Below are 15,433 nucleotides of genomic sequence, written 5' to 3'. Positions count from 1 at the left end.
ATCAGAGATGGGCTGCTGTGCCGGATCATCAGTACAACCAACTTCAGAAGCCTTTTGCGCAGCGGCTTCCGGATGCTGCATAGGCTGATGCCCTGCGTTAGGCATACCGGGAACGGGAGGTGGCACGGGGTCCACAGGCTCGTTCTCGAACGGATCCTCAAAGTCCCCGCCGAGCATTTCAAAGTCCAGATCGTCGAATAAATCACTCATACAAAGTCCTCCTTATCGGATGGTAAATAAAAAAGCCATACCGGCACCCTAACAGGGCATCAGTATGGCTTGCGGTTCTAAAAGGCATAGTTGTACTCAGACAGGCGCAGAACGGCGCATCCGTCTCTGCGAAACTCCTACCTGAAAATAACTCTTACCTTAAAGAATAAGTCTATTGTACACCAAAATTCTCTGGTTGTGCATTTACAAAATTTGTTTATGAAAAATTTTTTGCAAAAAACTGGCGGAACCGATAAGAAGCATTTTGGGTTGTGCATAGGTCTTGACAGCTTATACCGCACGCTTGAGAAGCTTAGAAAACAGGTGTTTAAGTTATAATATCAATCAAGTTGAAAGTTGATTAAGACCCTTCGGCTTCGGAATCAATATGATCCCATAAAACCAAAAAGATTTAATTAGCACACTTGTATTTGTGCATTTTTCCGCAAAATGATAACAATATCATAACGCCCTTATAGAAAATGCTCTCAAAATGATGAAACCGATTGAAAAGGTGTAGAACATATGCTATCGTATAAACAGAAATGATAACGATAACATTTTGAGGAAATGAATCATGTCAACATTGAAAGATGTAGCGCGTAAAGCGCAGGTGTCACCCATCACTGTGTCCCGCGTAATCAATACGCCTGAGAAGGTCAAAGCTGAAACATGCGAACGGGTGCGGCGGGTGATGTCTTCTCTGCAGTACATACCTAATGTGGCAGCAAAAAATTTAGTGGCCAAGCGTAGTGGCATTATCGATGTTTTCGTACCGGAAAGTATAGACCTTAGCAACCCTTTCGTGATGCACTTTATCGCTGGAATCAGCAATGTACTCAGCAGGCGGATGTACTCCTTTCTCATTCTCCGCGATCGTTCACGGGAACATTTTTGCGATGGATATATTGTGACGGGACTTTTGAAAAACGAAATCCTGGAATTTCACGAATACGCAAGCCAGCGTTCTCGGCCCATCACCCTGTTTGGCCACACGGAGCTGCAGGATGTAGACTGCATTGATGTGGATAACATCAGAGGCGCGAAAAACGTGGTAGATCGGTTAATCAAGGCGGGCCACTGCCGCATTGGAATGATCAACGTACTAGAAAACAAGGACTACACGGCGGATCGATATGCCGGATATGAGTGTGCCATAGAAGATGCCGGTATTCCGGTGGATCCTACGCTTGTCATCCAGGCAGAAAACAGTGTGGAGGGCGGCTGTAGCGCCGCCAAGAAACTTTTGGCCACCACCCGATGCACTGCGATTTTCTGTGCAACCGACACTATGGCCATTGGCGTGTGCAAGGCCGCCGCGGAGATGGGCCTTCGCGTGCCGGAGGATTTTTCATTGGCGGGATTTGACGGATTGGGTCATCACTTGTTGTGTACCCCTCATGTGACCACGGTACGCCAGCCAGTCTACGAGATTGGTGAACGCCTTGCCAAGACTCTTCTGGACCGATTGGATGGCAGCCAGAAGCGGATTTGTGAGTTGGTAGTACCGGAGGTGGTAGAAGGCCAATCAGTGGAAACGGTTCCCCGGTGACCGCAATACGTCCGGGCTTGGGCGTATTGATGGAGATAGATTAGAACAAAACACAAGAAAGGTGAGGGTTATGAAAAAACTAATTTCAGCTGTACTTGCATTCGCACTGACGCTGTCGCTCGCAGCTTGCGGGCAGAGCGCCCCCGCCAGCACGCCCTCCGGCTCCAGCGCCCCTACGTCCGCGTCCGTCTCACAGACCGACACGGCCCTAAGCGGTACGTTGGAAGTTTGGTCCTCTGGCGAAGAACTGGGCCGTTTTGTGGAAGGTTTCAACAAACTGTACCCCGATGTGACCGTAAACATCACGGTAGTTCCCAATGCTGACTTTCTGGCAAAATTGACGCCGACTCTGGCCAGTGGTCAGGGCGCGCCCGACATTTTCACCGGCGAATCCGACTATGTGAAGTATCTGGTGGATTCCGGTTATTGGGAGGATCTGCGGGCCGAGCCTTACAATGTGGAGCAGTATACCTCTGATATGTGGGAGTATGTGGTGGGCGTTGGCACCGATGATTCGGGCGCTATCCGCGCTTTGAGCTGGCAGGCATCTCCGGGTTCCATTATGTATCGCCGTGATATGGCGCTGGAGGTATTGGGTACCGAGGAACCTCAGGAAGTATCCGCCCTGCTGAACAGCAACGAGGCTATGCTGGAGGCGGCCGCCAAATTCAAAGAGGCCGGTATTAAGATGTTCGCCAGTTGGCAGGATATCATGAATATGCAGTTCTCCAACCGGGAGCAACCCTGGGTCGTGGATGGCAAGCTGATCATCGACGACTCCATGCTCGAGTTTATGGACATGGCCAAGACCATCACCGAGAAGGGCTATGACTTAAATGTGGATCCGTGGGCCCCGGAGTGGTCTGCAGCGGTGGAAAGCGACGACACCTTCTGTTATGTACTGCCTACCTGGGGATACCAGTTTGTGGTGAAGCCTTCTGCCGTCAACACGGTGGGCCAGTGGGCGCTGTGCGAAGGACCTGTGCCTTATGTGAAGGGCGGTACTTGGCTGGGTATCTACAAGGACAGCCCCAATAAGGATCTGGCTTGGGCTTTCATGGAGTATGTAACTTGCAACAGCGAAGCACAGCAGGCCTACGCCGCAGAGTATGGCGAGTATGTTTCTCTCAAGTCCGCGGATGAGGCTTTGGCGACCGGTGAGGGTGAAAAAGTGCTGGGCGGACAGAATCTGTTCGCGTTCTACAACGACCAGATGAGCAAGCTCCCCAATGACTTGATGACCGCTTACGACGGGCAGCTCAACACCGCTTTCCTCTCGGCTGCCAAGCTGTATGCCACCGGCGAGCTGGATAAGGACGCTGCGGTCCAGCAGTTCAAGGATGACGCGCTCACAGCATACCCTGAACTGACAGTGGAATAACACGATCCGAAGGGACGGCGGCGCACGGTTTGTCGCCGTCCCTTTTTCACAGAGGAGTACCAAGGATGAACAAGCAGAAACGGCGGTGCATCCGCCACATTGACAAAGGCTGGTGCGGCTACCTTTTCATCGCACCTTTTTTCGTGGTGTTCGCAGTGTTTGGGCTGTATCCCATTATCTACACCTTTTTTCTTAGTTTCCAGAAGTGGGATGGCCTTTCGCCAATTACTTTTCTTGGCCTAAGCAACTATCGGCGGCTGTTCACCGACCGAGTGTTCTACCTAACGGTCTGGAACACGCTGCGCATCTGGGTGTTCAACTTCCTGCCGCAGATGGCATGTGCGCTGGTGCTGTCAGCCCTGTTCACCTTCAACCGCGTTCGGGGAATGAAATTTTTCCGTGCGGCCTATTACCTGCCTAACCTTATCACTGCGGCGTCGGTGGGGCTTTTGTTTAATCTGTTGTTCGACGGCGACAAATCGGTGGCCAACTACATTTTGGTAGCTCTGGGAGTACCGGGTGCGCCCTTTTCCTTTTTTAACAACGGCACCTTCACCTCGGGAATGGTCTCCTACATCCAGTGGTGGATGTGGTTTGGCTACACCACAGTGATCGTAATGGCAGGCATCACCACCATTGACTCTTCCGTGTACGATGCAGCCCTAGTGGACGGTGCGGGTAAATTCCGGACCTTTACCCGTATCACCCTGCCATTGATTCGTCCTACACTGATTTATATGACCATTACCTCCATCATTGGCGGTATGCAGCTGTTTGATGTACCGGCCACTCTAACCAACGGGACTGGAGATCCCAACAAGGCGGTTCTGACTACCGCTATGTACCTCTACAACCAAGGCTTCAAGAGCTTCAATTACGGATATGCATCTGCCATGTCGATGGGACTGTTCCTAATTATTGCTGTGCTCAGCGCCTTTGCGCTACGGGCCATGCGCAGAAAAGAGGATATCTACGATGGCTGAAAAAACATTTGACAAACGGCAAAATACCCAGAGCAGGCTCCTCTCCGGCACAGCAAAGATTGTGATGTATCTGTTCTTAATTGCACTGGTGCTGCTGAGTATCGTGCCGTTCTATCTGGTCATGGTCAACGCCACCCACTCCAGTTTTGATATCGTGACCCGCTTAAACCTGCTGCCTGGTGCCAGCACTCTGGAGAATTATGCCACCATGCAGAGCCATGTGAACATCTGGCGGGGTTTTCTCAACAGTTTGTGCATCGCGGTACCCTACACTGCTTTCACAGGATATTTCGGCGCACTTGCTGCCTTTGGATTTGGCAAATACCGCTTTAAAGGCAGGAATGTGCTGTTTGCCGTGGTGCTAGCTTCCATGATGATCCCCAGTCAACTGAGTATGATTGGCTTTTATCAGCTCAACCTCAGGCTGCACCTGCTCAACTCTTACGTTCCGTTCATACTTCCCGGCATTGCCAACGCCACCGCGGTATTCTTTCTGCGAGGTATCATTGAGCAGAGTATCCCCCAGTCCATGATGGAAGCGGCACGGCTGGAGGGCTGCGGTGAATGGAAGATCTTTAATCGCATTGTGCTGCCCTGTGTACTGCCCGGCGTGGCCACCATGTGCATCTTCAACTTTGTATCCTGTTGGAACAATTATATGGGACCATTGATTCTTCTGACCTCCAATAAAAAATACACCATGCCGGTGATGATCGCCATGATCAAGGGACTGTATCTCTCCAACTACGGTGCCATGTACCTTGCCATCGCGATTTCCATCGTGCCCATTATCATCGTTTATATCTTCTTCTCGAAATACATCATCAACGGCCTCACTGTGGGCTCGGATAAATAAGGTGGAAAACATTTATGAAACGAGTGGAATGGCGCTGGTCAACTGAAAGCGCCCGCTGGCAGACCGGAAAAGGCTGGGAGGCCACCAAGCGTCCGGCAACCTTATATGCCGATGGGAATGAATACCAAAAAATGCACGGATTCGGCGCTTGCTTCAACGAGCTGGGATACAAGGCCCTCCTGCAGTTGAACGTTGAGGAGCAGGAAACCCTATTGAGAGAACTGTTCGCTCCTGAAAAGGAAGGGTGTAATATCAATTTCTGTCGGCTTCCCATCGGCGCTAACGATTATTCCCTAAGCTGGTACAGTCTGGATGAAACCGCAGGAGATTATGAACTGAGCAACTTCTCGCTGAAGCGGGATGAGCAGGCCTTGATTCCCTTTGTGAAGCGGGCGATGAAGTACGCGCCTGATCTTCGCCTGTTCGCCTCGCCATGGAGCCCCCCCACTTGGATGAAAAACCCGCCGGTCTACAACTGGGGCAAGCTAATTTGGGAAGATCAGAACTTGTCCGCCTATGCGCAATATTTTGTAAAGTACGTGGAAGGTTACGCTCAACGGGGAATTCGAATCGACCAAGTGCACGTGCAGAACGAGCCGGTGGCAAACCAAAAGTTCCCCTCCTGCATGTGGACGGGTACCGAACTGCGCGATTTCATTCGGGATTGGCTTGGCCCAGCGTTCCGCCGTGCAGGGCTGGATACTGAGATTTGGTTAGGTACCATCAACGCCCCCGGATGTGACTACAATCGGCTCATTTTCGACAAGTGGGCCACCGAAGACTACGACTATTTTGCCAACATCGTCCTGCAGGACGACCGGGCGCGGCAGTATATCGCCGGCGTGAGTTACCAGTGGGGTGGCAAAATCGCTATCCAGCGAACCTTTGAGAGCTGGTGGCCCCAGATCCGTTTAATGCAGTCGGAAAACGAGTGCGGCTTCGGCGACAATACCTGGGAATACGCAAAATATGTCTGGACCATGTTGAAGCACTATATCAGCAACGGTGCCGAGAGTTATCTGTACTGGAACATGATCTTGGAGCCTTGGGGCCGTAGCACTTGGGGCGACCCTCAAAACGCCATGGTAACAGTTGATCCGGGGCAAAAGCGTGCGGTTTTCAATCCGGATTTTTATGTGATGAAGCATTTCTCCAATCCCATCCGGCCCGATGCTGTTCGGCTGGGCATCAAGGGACACATGGCAGCGGACAGTCTGCTCTTCCGCAACCCGGACGGCAGTTATGTGGTAGAAGCGTTCAATCCCTTCCCCGAAGAGAAAGATCTAATCGTGGAGCTGGAAGGTGAACGGCTCTCCTTCACGCTGGCAGGAGAGTCCTTCAACAGCATGATTCTTCAGAAATGACACGGAGGAATGGGCTATGACGGGATACATCGTTACTACCTTTGAGAAAGACGGGCGTCTTGCCGAGTACACCGCCGAACTCGCCAGTGTGCCGGATGAACAAGGGCAGGAGTTGCACCTGGTGAATCTCTACCCTCAAGTGCGCTATCAGACGTTTCTCGGTTTCGGAGGCGCCATCACTGAAGCGGTAGGGCTGGTGTTGCAGGCTCTGCCCCCTGAGACGGCGCGGCAGGTACTGAATTCCTACTACGGTCCGTCGGGCATTGGCTATTCCCTGGTGCGTACCCACTTGGACAGCTGTGATTTTTCCAGAGAGAATTATTGTGCCATCGAGGATGAGGACACCGATTTTTCCACCTTCTCATTGCGCCACGACGAAAGGAACATTATTCCCTACATCCTCATGGCTGAGGAATTAGCGGGCAAAAAGCTACCGGTCATGCTGTCGCCCTGGTCACCGCCCGCCTTTATGAAAACCAACGGCAGCCGCAATGGCGGCGGAAAGCTCCGGCTTGAGTATGCGGATCTTTGGGCCCGATATATCTGCAAATACATTCACGAATACCGCAGGCGAGGCGTCCAGGTCACCCGCCTGTCCATTCAAAATGAGCCGAACGCCGCACAGACTTGGGACAGCTGCCTGTATTCCGCACAGGAAGAGAGAGATTTTCTGATAAAGCATCTCCACCCCACTCTGGTGGAAAACGGGTTGGGTGATTTAGAGGTATTCGTCTGGGATCATAATAAGGAACGCATGTTTGAACGCACAGCGCAATGCATCACCACCGAGACGGACAGGATGGTCGCCGGCGTGGCGTTCCATTGGTACAGCGGCGATCACTTTGACGCAGTGCGCCTTGTGCGGGAATGCTTCCCGAACAAACTGCTCATGTTCTCAGAGGGTTGTATCGAGTACAGTCGCTTCGACAAGACTCAAGCACTTAAAAATGCCCAGATGTATGCTCATGACATGATCGGTAACTTAAACGCCGGTATGAACCTTTTTATCGACTGGAACATCGCCTTGAACGAGGAGGGCGGGCCCAATCATGTGGGCAATTTCTGCGAAGCGCCCGTCATCTGTGACACTCGCACCGGGCAAATCAACTACAAGCCGTCTTTCTATTACATTGCCCATTTCAGCCGCCACATTAAAGAGCATGCACGGAGAATCGCCACCACCTGTTATTCGGAGAAAATGGAGGTGACCGCATTTGAAAACCCTGATAGCACTATCGCGGTGATTCTCTTGAACCGAACTACAGAGAAATTGCCTGCCACACTTCGCCTGGAGGGAGAATTGTTTTACGTGCCCTGTCCCCCTTGCTCTATTTCCACCATCGTAATCAAATCATAATCTGTGAAAGGAAGTGTTCTTATGAAAAAAAAGATCATATCCTGCTTGCTGGCGATTACAATGATGGCCGCTTGGACTCCGCCGGTCTTTGCTTCAGAGGAGGGGCCGGCTGTCGCAGTGTGGGTCTCAAAGGTCAACGCCTCGGACAGTGGGATGGAAAAAGGACTGGAACAGCAGACGCCGCTGCAGTTCCGCATGGATGACGGTGTGAATATCAGCAATCTCATCACTGTGGAGGAGAATAACACATATCAGACAATGGATGGTTTCGGCGCTTCCATCACAGAGGCCAGCGCCCATCTGTATCAGACGGAACTCTCTAATCAGCAGCAGATAAGTATGATGACGGCTTTGTTTGACAAGGAAACCGGCATCGGCTTGAGCATGCTGCGTCAACCCATCGGTGCGACAGATCACTGTGTAGCCCCCTATACCTTCGCTTCCTCCGAACAGGCGGACAGCCTGCCTGGTTTTGACTTTTCCCATGAGTTAAAGGAGATATTCCCAACAGTGGAAGACGCTCTGGCGGTGGAACCGGGCCGGGTAAAGGTGATGGCATCTTGTTGGAGTCCGCCGGGCTGGATGAAGCAAAACGGTTCCGAACTCGGCATGTATAACAATGTCAAGGGAACGCTCAAAACGTTGAAATACCAAGCCTACGCCAACTACATCACTAAGTTCATTCAGAATTATGAGAGCCGCGGCATCGACATCTACGCCATCACTCCTAATAACGAGCCAGACCACGCAAGCTATGACTGGCCAGCTCTACCCATGTCCCATACACAGGCCCAAACGCTGGTAGCAGATTATCTTCGTCCCACGCTCACCCAGAACGGGATTGATGCCAAGATCCTTTGCTGGGATCACAGCTATACCACCACCAATTACCGAGAGGGTTCTTATCCTCTGGAATTTTACGAAGACGCAGATGCTAGGAATGCGGTAGACGGATCGGCGTGGCACTGGTACGAAGGGGACGAAGAGGTGATGTCTGTCGTCCATAAAGAATATCCTAGCAAGGATATCTGGTTCACTGAAGGATCTGGTGGAGAATGGGGATTTCCAAAGTGGAAAACAGCGTTTCTTAACCAGAGCAGTTGCGTCATTAACATTGCTCGCAACTGGAGCAAGAGCATCATCTTCTGGAATCTGGCCTTGGATGAAAATGGCGGCCCGGACTATTACTACGATGTTAACCAAGGGCACGACTCCACCAACCGAGGCTTAGTGACCATCGATACCCAAACCGGGAATTGGGAATATAATGTTGACTATTACACCCTGGGCCATGTCAGCAAGTTTGTGGATCCCGGTGCGGTGCGCATCGACTCCACCAGTCTGGACGGAAATATAGAGACGGTAGCGTTCAAGAATCCCGACGGCGGAAAGGTACTGGTACTTGCCAATCTGCAGGATGCGGCACAGACAGTCAAGATCCGCTGGGGCGACCGCTCCATGACCTACACCATGTTGCCGGAGTCTTTGGTCACCATGACATGGAGCGGTACTCAAACCGGCACCGATACCGAACCGATTTGGTTCAACAACTTGGAGAATAACACCAACTATAGTGCAGGCACCGGTGCATCAGTTAGCCCAGCAGCGAGCACTGCTAATCTGGGTGGAAGCAACGGAATAAAGCTGACAACCACCGCAAACGGAGACCCGGGGACCGCTTCCCAGTGTGCCACAATCACGCCTCAAGAGAGCGCGAGTGTGGATGGATCCCCGTATCAATATTTGACTTTTTCTGTGAAGGATATGGTGAATCCTGGCAGTTGCACTGTCAAAGTCACTTTTGTGGACATGAACGGAAATGAATCCTCTGCCTGGAGCCATGAAAAAACTGTGTATGAGAACTGGACCCGCGTCTGGGTGCCAGTGGGCGGTGCGTTGGGCTTTGACCGGACACATATCGCGCAGATTCGATTGGGCTTCTACTGGAAAGGGGACTATTATATTGATGACATTGCTTTTTGTAACGGATACAGTGATGGAATCCCGCCTTTGAGCAACAACCTTGTGTCAAACGCCAGCTTTGAAGACGACGGAAGCGCTGTGGCACAACCCAAGGGATGGCATTTCGAAGGAGCAAATCCCGAGTCTACCTACCTTGAAAAAAACAGCAACTCTGCTTCGGGGAGATTTCATGTTGTGCACTATTCGCCACAGACCCATGATGCCTATACGTGGCAAACGATCTACGATTTGCCCAACGGCACCTACACCTTGCGCGCAATGGTGCAATCCGGAGGCGGACAAACCCAGAATAAGATCTTGGCCACGGATTTCGGCGCTACGGAAATGAGCGTGGACATTCCAGTTAGCACACCTTGGGTGCAAGTGGAAATTGACAACATTCAAGTCACCAATGGCAAATGCACCGTGGGATTCTATACCGAGGGAAATTCTGGTGACTGGAGCTGTGTGGACAACATCGAATTTTTCCCAGCTTCTTCTGGCTGATCTGTAATAGTAAAACATATTATAAACATAAACCAAAATATACAGCAAAAAAACCACGTCAGCGACGGACATGAACCGAGTACATGTTTACATTGTGGTACGCAAGTTGGGGGATACTGAGTGGCAGATGAACTGGAAGATGTGCTTTACTATCTTACGCGCTCCGATGACGAAAGCGCCGAAAGTTTTTGGGACATGACAAAGGAGAAAGCGGAGCAGAACTGGAATCGAATGCAAAATAGCCTGCAAGGAAAGTGCCGCAGAGAAGATATGATGAAACGGGCTGGCAGCTCTGTAGCACATTGGAAAAAATTCATGAAGTAATCGAAGAACTCCGTACAGAAGTCAATATGTATTTTACAACCGACAAGATTTTGGAGGTAAGCGGAGAAATGTCTGAAGCTCTGTTTGAAGAGAAAAAAAGAACCAGTATTATTAAATCGAATGGGATTCGATCAGCAGAACAGTCCCGCAATGACAAAGCTGCGGGACAACGGGATATGGGACTATTCTGGTAATTCAACTCCGAGTTCCAACTCCATATCAGCCGTCTGAGTTTGGTTGATAAGCAATTTGATTTGTTCGATTTTGCTATTGCGGGACTTGCGCTTTTCGGCGTAAGCCCCGCTTTTCTGTATATAAAAATAAGTGCAGCGGATTCACCGCTGCACTTTTAAAAATCATTTTCTGTTCTGGGACCAATCAGCCGAAAAGAATTGCTAGATAATCTTGCCGCCCATCCAATACACGTAAAATAGAAAGCATGTTATCCTCGCTGATCTCATAAAAAACCAAATGCTTGGCGACTATAAAAAAACGTATAGAAGTTTTTATTTCAAATTTTGCTCCCATAGATACGCCCATCATTGGATTCTCTTCCAGCAAAGATATTGCCTTCAAAATAGATGCAACCAGCTTTTGAGCGGCCCTTTTATTGCCAAGGGTCTCTGCAATATATTCCTGCGTTTGACGAATATCCAATACCGCCTGATGCTTATATACTATTTTCATTTTTCAACTCCGAACATGGCATAAACTTCATCTTCAGAGTGAATTGTTGCATCCTCCTGCGCAGCTTTCAATTCTTTCATCAAACGGGCCATCGCCTTGGCTTTGATGATTTCAGCATTGTTTTCATTCACCTCGAAAGGAAAGCCTCCTGCATTCAGAGACTGCTGAAAAAAAACGTTGACCGCGTCTGTTAATGTGAGTCCATTTTTTCCATACACGTCTTCCAACTGTTTGCGCAGCACCGGATTGATTCGGATGCGAAACATATCCGTTTTCGCGGATGAAACGATATTTTCCATTTACTCCGCCTCCTGTCTAAAATCAGCATATCACAATCGTTTTAATTTGTCAATATTGTGGCCACAAACGTGCCACAACTCTGCAATTTCATAAAAAGGCAAGATGCAAAAAGAACTATTTCAAAGGTTCTTTTCGAAGTTCATTCTGATTCGTATGCTGCGTCTGAATATGATTTATCAATTCACTTGTTGCCATTTTTTCGAGTTTTCATGCATACCGCTCCATTTCACTGAGCGTAGATAACCAGACTTCATATCGATTACGTTCCATATCGGCCACATGTCGAATTTTAATAACATCCTTTGCCGGAGCATCTCCCGGCGCAATGCACCAAATGACGTTGCCTTCTATTGAAATATGTGCAACCATCTTGTAATCGCCATTTTCCTCAACCGCTTTATTGCAAACTGCAATTCTATTTCCGAGACAGCCCATAAAAAGTTCAAAGCGCGGCGTAGCCCGGCTGCTAATCTGCGCCTGCAGACGGGCATGGGCCTTTGTAAGTTCAGGCTCTCCGGAAGACATTCCATCTTCCAGAAGCGTAAGATACTTTTTCATATAAGGATAATCAAAGCCGTGGTTGTCACAGCCAGTCAATACGTTTCTCTGTTCACCGACGTATGTTTTATATGCTTATCTGTTATTGTAGCCTTTCGGTGCAGACCGCAGCTGCCGCAATAATATAAACACAAAGGCCAGTAGGTCCAGTCTCGACTTCTCACTCTCCTGCAGATTTGAGGTGAGAAAACGGCACGCGATTTTGATGAATATGGAGAGCGATATCGATTTGATGCTTTCTACAAAATGGGTTTCCTCCATAAAGCAATCAGCTCTTCCGGGAACTGACCCATCAGCGGAACAAAGAAGCCAAGTTCGCACTTTTAATTATGCGTTATGTGTTGATGCTGGCAGATGGATACATCGGCAGCTTTGTGAGAAAACCCCGCAACGCCGGATAACGGAACAGAATCAAGACACTAAAGCTTTGCAGGCTTGTATTCATGCAGAAGCATATCTATGATACTTGGGTTGTAAAACCCGACTTTCTAATTGCGTAGAAATAATGGTAAAATGAATGTTTAGCGTTTTCTAGAATTGGAACGTTGTTCGCCTCTATAGATTGTGATAAAATGAAAAGCAAAAGGAATATTGCGTTCACGCACCATGCCGTCGCCGCACAAAATCCGCAGACGCTGATTGTTCAGCCGTTTTGTTGCCCAGCGGTCGATGGTGATGATGTATTCGCTCACCCGACTCTGGACGGCGGCCGACGTCAGATCAACGATGGGATCAATGTAGGAAATCCGCACCCGGCGAACGATTTTGAATTCACCATCCAAAAGAGCGTAGATTTTCGCGTTTTTTCGTCTGTTCCAAAGCACAGCCAGAATGATGAGCAGAGCCAGTACACTGCCCGCAGTCAGTCCATACTGAAGATAGGGCGCAGGAATGGGGGCACCTTCGTAAATCACTTTGTAGGTGCAGCTGTCCAGCGTTTCCTTGCTCACTTCGCCGGAATAGATTGCTTTTGAGGTATATCCTGTGACCTTGCTGCCTGTTGCCCGACCGGAATAGCTGGCTGTCGCAGTAAAAGTGCCGTTTCCCATAGCCTGCCAGTCGATGCCTGCCAGTGTAAGGGATACTCCGTTTTTCTCCACTGCTTTCGGAATGTACGCCGTATCGTTACGGTCCAGATTGGGATATTCACGGGTGTCGCTTACGGTATAACCGTAGCTTTCTTTTCCCGCCTCCGTTGTTGTGATGCTCTCTGGCTGGAGCATCAACTAGCCCGTAAAACCATTTTCCGAGTATTCCAGCATCGGCTGCAGGCTGCCCATGGCATTGTCTTTTTCTGTGTGGCTGACTGTCACTGTCTGGCTGGCCTGCTTGGTCTCCATAGTGCGATTGTCAGACACCTTGATGCTATTTTTATGTGTATACAACAATCCCCCCTCTTCAAAATCCGGTTCGGCCAAGCGGCTTACATCATAGTCTGAATCTATATCATACAGTTTGATAATCAGCTGCCTGCCTCCTTGAGTCATATAAGCAACATCCCTCAGCACTGGGGATTGTGAGGGCGCGTCCGCAGATGTTTCGCTTGTCACTGTAATCGCTTCATTCACATAGGACTGTTGCGCTGTCACTTCGCCGCTGTTGTCGGAATCCTCTGCAAAGCATACGGAAAGCGCCGATAGCGTAAGGACACAGACCAGCATCAGAATCCATTTTCTCATCTTTTTGAACCTCTTTTCTACTGCAAAATAGCAAGGAAGGATACTAAATATCCCGGTGAATCAATACAGGTGTCTCACCTCCGAGATCAAGCTCTACGCGACACTCTGGGTATTGCCGAATAATGACGGCTCTCTGTATGGCGAGTTCCAAAGCATACTGTGTGTCCTTATCCCGCCTTTTTATAAATGGCGCGAGGAGGATGATATTTTGTTTTGAATCCACCATGTAAATGACACGGAACAAGACGCGGATACGCTCACGATACTCATACAGGCCAGAATACCGTTCGATTGTAAAATGCTTGACATGCGGTTGTGTACGGTAACTCGGATATAGAACCATGCAGCGTAATCCTTTTAGAATCTTCTGCTGGAGCTTTCTGTCGAGCTTATGAAATAAAGAAAGGAACGGCGACTGGCCGTCCCTCTCGCAAAAGGTATAAATTTTAGTCACTGTTTTTACTCCCACTGGTGTAGTGCTGCGAACACAAAAAAAGCACATATTTCTATTTGGGGCATCAGCTTATCGATACAATCGAATCGTTCCACTTCCATAAACACAATGCCCAATGCCTCCTCCTTCTTCCGAAAGTGATACGATAGCTTGGTTGAGTGCCGCCCAGAGAAGCTTATAGGCATTCTCCTCATTATCAGCAGTGTAGTCCGCCAGTATAAAGGACTCGACAAGCTGCTTACAGGTACTGCTGCGCCTCATACCCGCATGGCCCATCATGCTGTCCGCCTGGTTGGTCGCAAGCAGGATCGCGTATTCTTCCGATACCGTAACAGGGACCGTCTGTTCGTCCGCTGTTGCTGCCGTTACACCAGACGAATCTTCGCCATTGGCGTCCGATTCCGCTGTTTCGCTGCCGGAAGCCGGTTCCGAGTCAGCGTCCATTTCAGCGGATGTCATACTGTCGGAAACAGGCAGCGAGCTGCTGGTTTCCGTTTCCGAACCCTCAGAAGTGCTGCTGTCAGACTCCACCGGCATACTGTCGGATTCGGGCTGCGAAACATCGGCCCCTGCATTGCTGCCGGACTCCGGCGCAGTGCTTTCATCCGCTGCACTGCTGGAATCGGATGCGGCGCTTCCGTCCGCCAAACTTCCGGAGCCGGATGCAGTATTTTCAGCCTGCGTCACACTTTCCGAAATACCGGAGCTTTCGGCGATGGATACGCTTTCCGCTTCCTGCGCCGCCAGCGCGGGAAGCAGTGCGGAAATGGACATGAGGCCCGCAAGGGCCAGTGATACAATTGTTTTCATTCTGCAAAATCCTCCATGTTTTCTTCATCAATTTCTTCGGGGTCGTTTTCTTCTCTGCGTTTCCAGATGAGCATGGCCAGCGCCGTGCCGCACAGCAGCACGAACAGCACCGTCCACCAGTCCACCAATCGGAAGCGCCATACAAGCGGCTGCGTGAGGAAGAACAATACCACAGACAGTACCGCCAGCACCGCATTCACGGTTTTCTGGACAGCGTATCCCCGCGGCTCATCTTCTTCTACGTCCTCATCGACCTGTTCATCTTCATCGTTTGCATCTTCACCGCCGTCTTTTTTCCTGCGCAGCCACACAAGGATTGCAAACAGGATGGAGAGCAGCGTACAGGCAAGGTCGGCCAGCGTCAGCGCGCGGGCGTCCTCCTGCACAGGGATCTCCACCGGTGCCGCCGGTCCTTCCGGCTCCGGAGCAGGCTCCGGCTCGGGTTCGAT

17 protein-coding genes are annotated in these 15,433 nt (G+C 50.1%); 8 read left to right on the top strand and 9 right to left on the bottom strand.

Features of this window, described 5'->3' with window-relative positions; genetic code table 11:
* Window positions 1-210 (bottom strand): hypothetical protein (locus TQ39_RS18560; RefSeq protein ID WP_207641415.1); only part of this gene is annotated, 210 nt, incomplete at its 3' end.
* 577 nt (window positions 211-787) lie between these two features.
* On the opposite strand from TQ39_RS18560, the gene TQ39_RS18555 reads away from it, so the two are divergent.
* The 8 genes from TQ39_RS18555 (at window position 788) to TQ39_RS18520 (ending at window position 10,496) form a co-directional block, all read left to right on the top strand.
* Window positions 788-1,762: a LacI family DNA-binding transcriptional regulator gene (locus tag TQ39_RS18555; RefSeq protein ID WP_050006636.1), complete on the top strand. Its 975-nt coding sequence runs from the start codon at window positions 788-790 to the stop codon at window positions 1,760-1,762.
* Window positions 1,763-1,832: 70 nt separating this feature from the next.
* Window positions 1,833-3,143 carry an ABC transporter substrate-binding protein gene (locus TQ39_RS18550; RefSeq protein WP_009322979.1) on the top strand — a complete coding sequence of 437 codons (1,311 nt, stop codon included), beginning with the start codon at window positions 1,833-1,835 and terminating at the stop codon, window positions 3,141-3,143.
* 65 nt (window positions 3,144-3,208) lie between these two features.
* Entirely contained in the window at window positions 3,209-4,126 is a 918-nt protein-coding gene (locus TQ39_RS18545) for a carbohydrate ABC transporter permease (RefSeq protein ID WP_050006635.1), read from the top strand.
* On the top strand, window positions 4,119-4,982 hold the full coding sequence (locus TQ39_RS18540; protein WP_009322981.1) for a carbohydrate ABC transporter permease: 864 nt from the start codon (window positions 4,119-4,121) through the stop codon (window positions 4,980-4,982). The genes TQ39_RS18545 and TQ39_RS18540 overlap by 8 nt, the downstream gene beginning before the upstream one ends.
* 14 nt (window positions 4,983-4,996) lie before the next feature.
* Entirely contained in the window at window positions 4,997-6,346 is a 1,350-nt protein-coding gene (locus TQ39_RS18535) for a glycoside hydrolase family 30 protein (protein ID WP_009322982.1), read from the top strand.
* A gap of 16 nt (window positions 6,347-6,362) precedes the next feature.
* Window positions 6,363-7,703, top strand: coding sequence for a glycoside hydrolase family 30 protein (locus TQ39_RS18530; protein WP_009322983.1), 1,341 nt, complete (start codon window positions 6,363-6,365; stop codon window positions 7,701-7,703).
* Window positions 7,704-7,724: 21 nt separating this feature from the next.
* Window positions 7,725-10,172: a glycoside hydrolase family 30 protein gene (locus tag TQ39_RS18525; RefSeq protein ID WP_050006634.1), complete on the top strand. Its 2,448-nt coding sequence runs from the start codon at window positions 7,725-7,727 to the stop codon at window positions 10,170-10,172.
* Window positions 10,173-10,292: 120 nt separating this feature from the next.
* Window positions 10,293-10,496: a hypothetical protein gene (locus tag TQ39_RS18520; RefSeq protein ID WP_009322985.1), complete on the top strand. Its 204-nt coding sequence runs from the start codon at window positions 10,293-10,295 to the stop codon at window positions 10,494-10,496.
* A 378-nt stretch (window positions 10,497-10,874) separates the two neighbouring features.
* Here TQ39_RS18520 and TQ39_RS18515 read toward each other — a convergent pair whose 3' ends face one another.
* From TQ39_RS18515 to TQ39_RS21335, 8 genes are all read right to left on the bottom strand, one after another.
* Window positions 10,875-11,183 (bottom strand): type II toxin-antitoxin system RelE/ParE family toxin, encoded by a 309-nt coding sequence (locus tag TQ39_RS18515; protein WP_009322986.1) that lies wholly within the window; start codon window positions 11,181-11,183, stop codon window positions 10,875-10,877.
* Window positions 11,180-11,482, bottom strand: coding sequence for a type II toxin-antitoxin system RelB/DinJ family antitoxin (locus tag TQ39_RS18510; protein WP_009322987.1), 303 nt, complete (start codon window positions 11,480-11,482; stop codon window positions 11,180-11,182). The genes TQ39_RS18515 and TQ39_RS18510 overlap by 4 nt, the downstream gene beginning before the upstream one ends.
* A 208-nt stretch (window positions 11,483-11,690) precedes the next feature.
* Window positions 11,691-12,080, bottom strand: a complete 390-nt coding sequence (locus TQ39_RS18505; protein WP_009322988.1) for a hypothetical protein — start codon at window positions 12,078-12,080, stop codon at window positions 11,691-11,693.
* 482 nt (window positions 12,081-12,562) lie between these two features.
* Window positions 12,563-13,264, bottom strand: a complete 702-nt coding sequence (locus TQ39_RS18495; RefSeq protein ID WP_009322989.1) for a hypothetical protein — start codon at window positions 13,262-13,264, stop codon at window positions 12,563-12,565.
* A gap of 3 nt (window positions 13,265-13,267) precedes the next feature.
* A complete protein-coding gene (locus TQ39_RS18490) occupies window positions 13,268-13,720 on the bottom strand; it encodes a hypothetical protein (RefSeq protein ID WP_009322990.1) in 453 nt (150 codons plus the stop codon).
* 43 nt (window positions 13,721-13,763) lie between these two features.
* Window positions 13,764-14,174, bottom strand: coding sequence for a type II toxin-antitoxin system RelE/ParE family toxin (locus TQ39_RS18485; RefSeq protein WP_050006632.1), 411 nt, complete (start codon window positions 14,172-14,174; stop codon window positions 13,764-13,766).
* A gap of 69 nt (window positions 14,175-14,243) precedes the next feature.
* Window positions 14,244-14,984 carry a hypothetical protein gene (locus TQ39_RS18480; RefSeq protein ID WP_050006631.1) on the bottom strand — a complete coding sequence of 247 codons (741 nt, stop codon included), beginning with the start codon at window positions 14,982-14,984 and terminating at the stop codon, window positions 14,244-14,246.
* The coding region (locus TQ39_RS21335; RefSeq protein ID WP_242853544.1) for a popeye domain-containing protein at window positions 14,981-15,433 on the bottom strand (453 nt) is incomplete at its 5' end. The genes TQ39_RS18480 and TQ39_RS21335, both read right to left, overlap by 4 nt.

Source organism: Ruthenibacterium lactatiformans (assembly GCF_000949455.1).
Classification (GTDB): Bacteria; Bacillota; Clostridia; order Oscillospirales; family Ruminococcaceae; genus Ruthenibacterium; species Ruthenibacterium lactatiformans.
The sequence above is the reverse complement of the archived record's forward strand: the minus strand, read 5'-3'. Positions and strand labels throughout refer to the sequence as shown.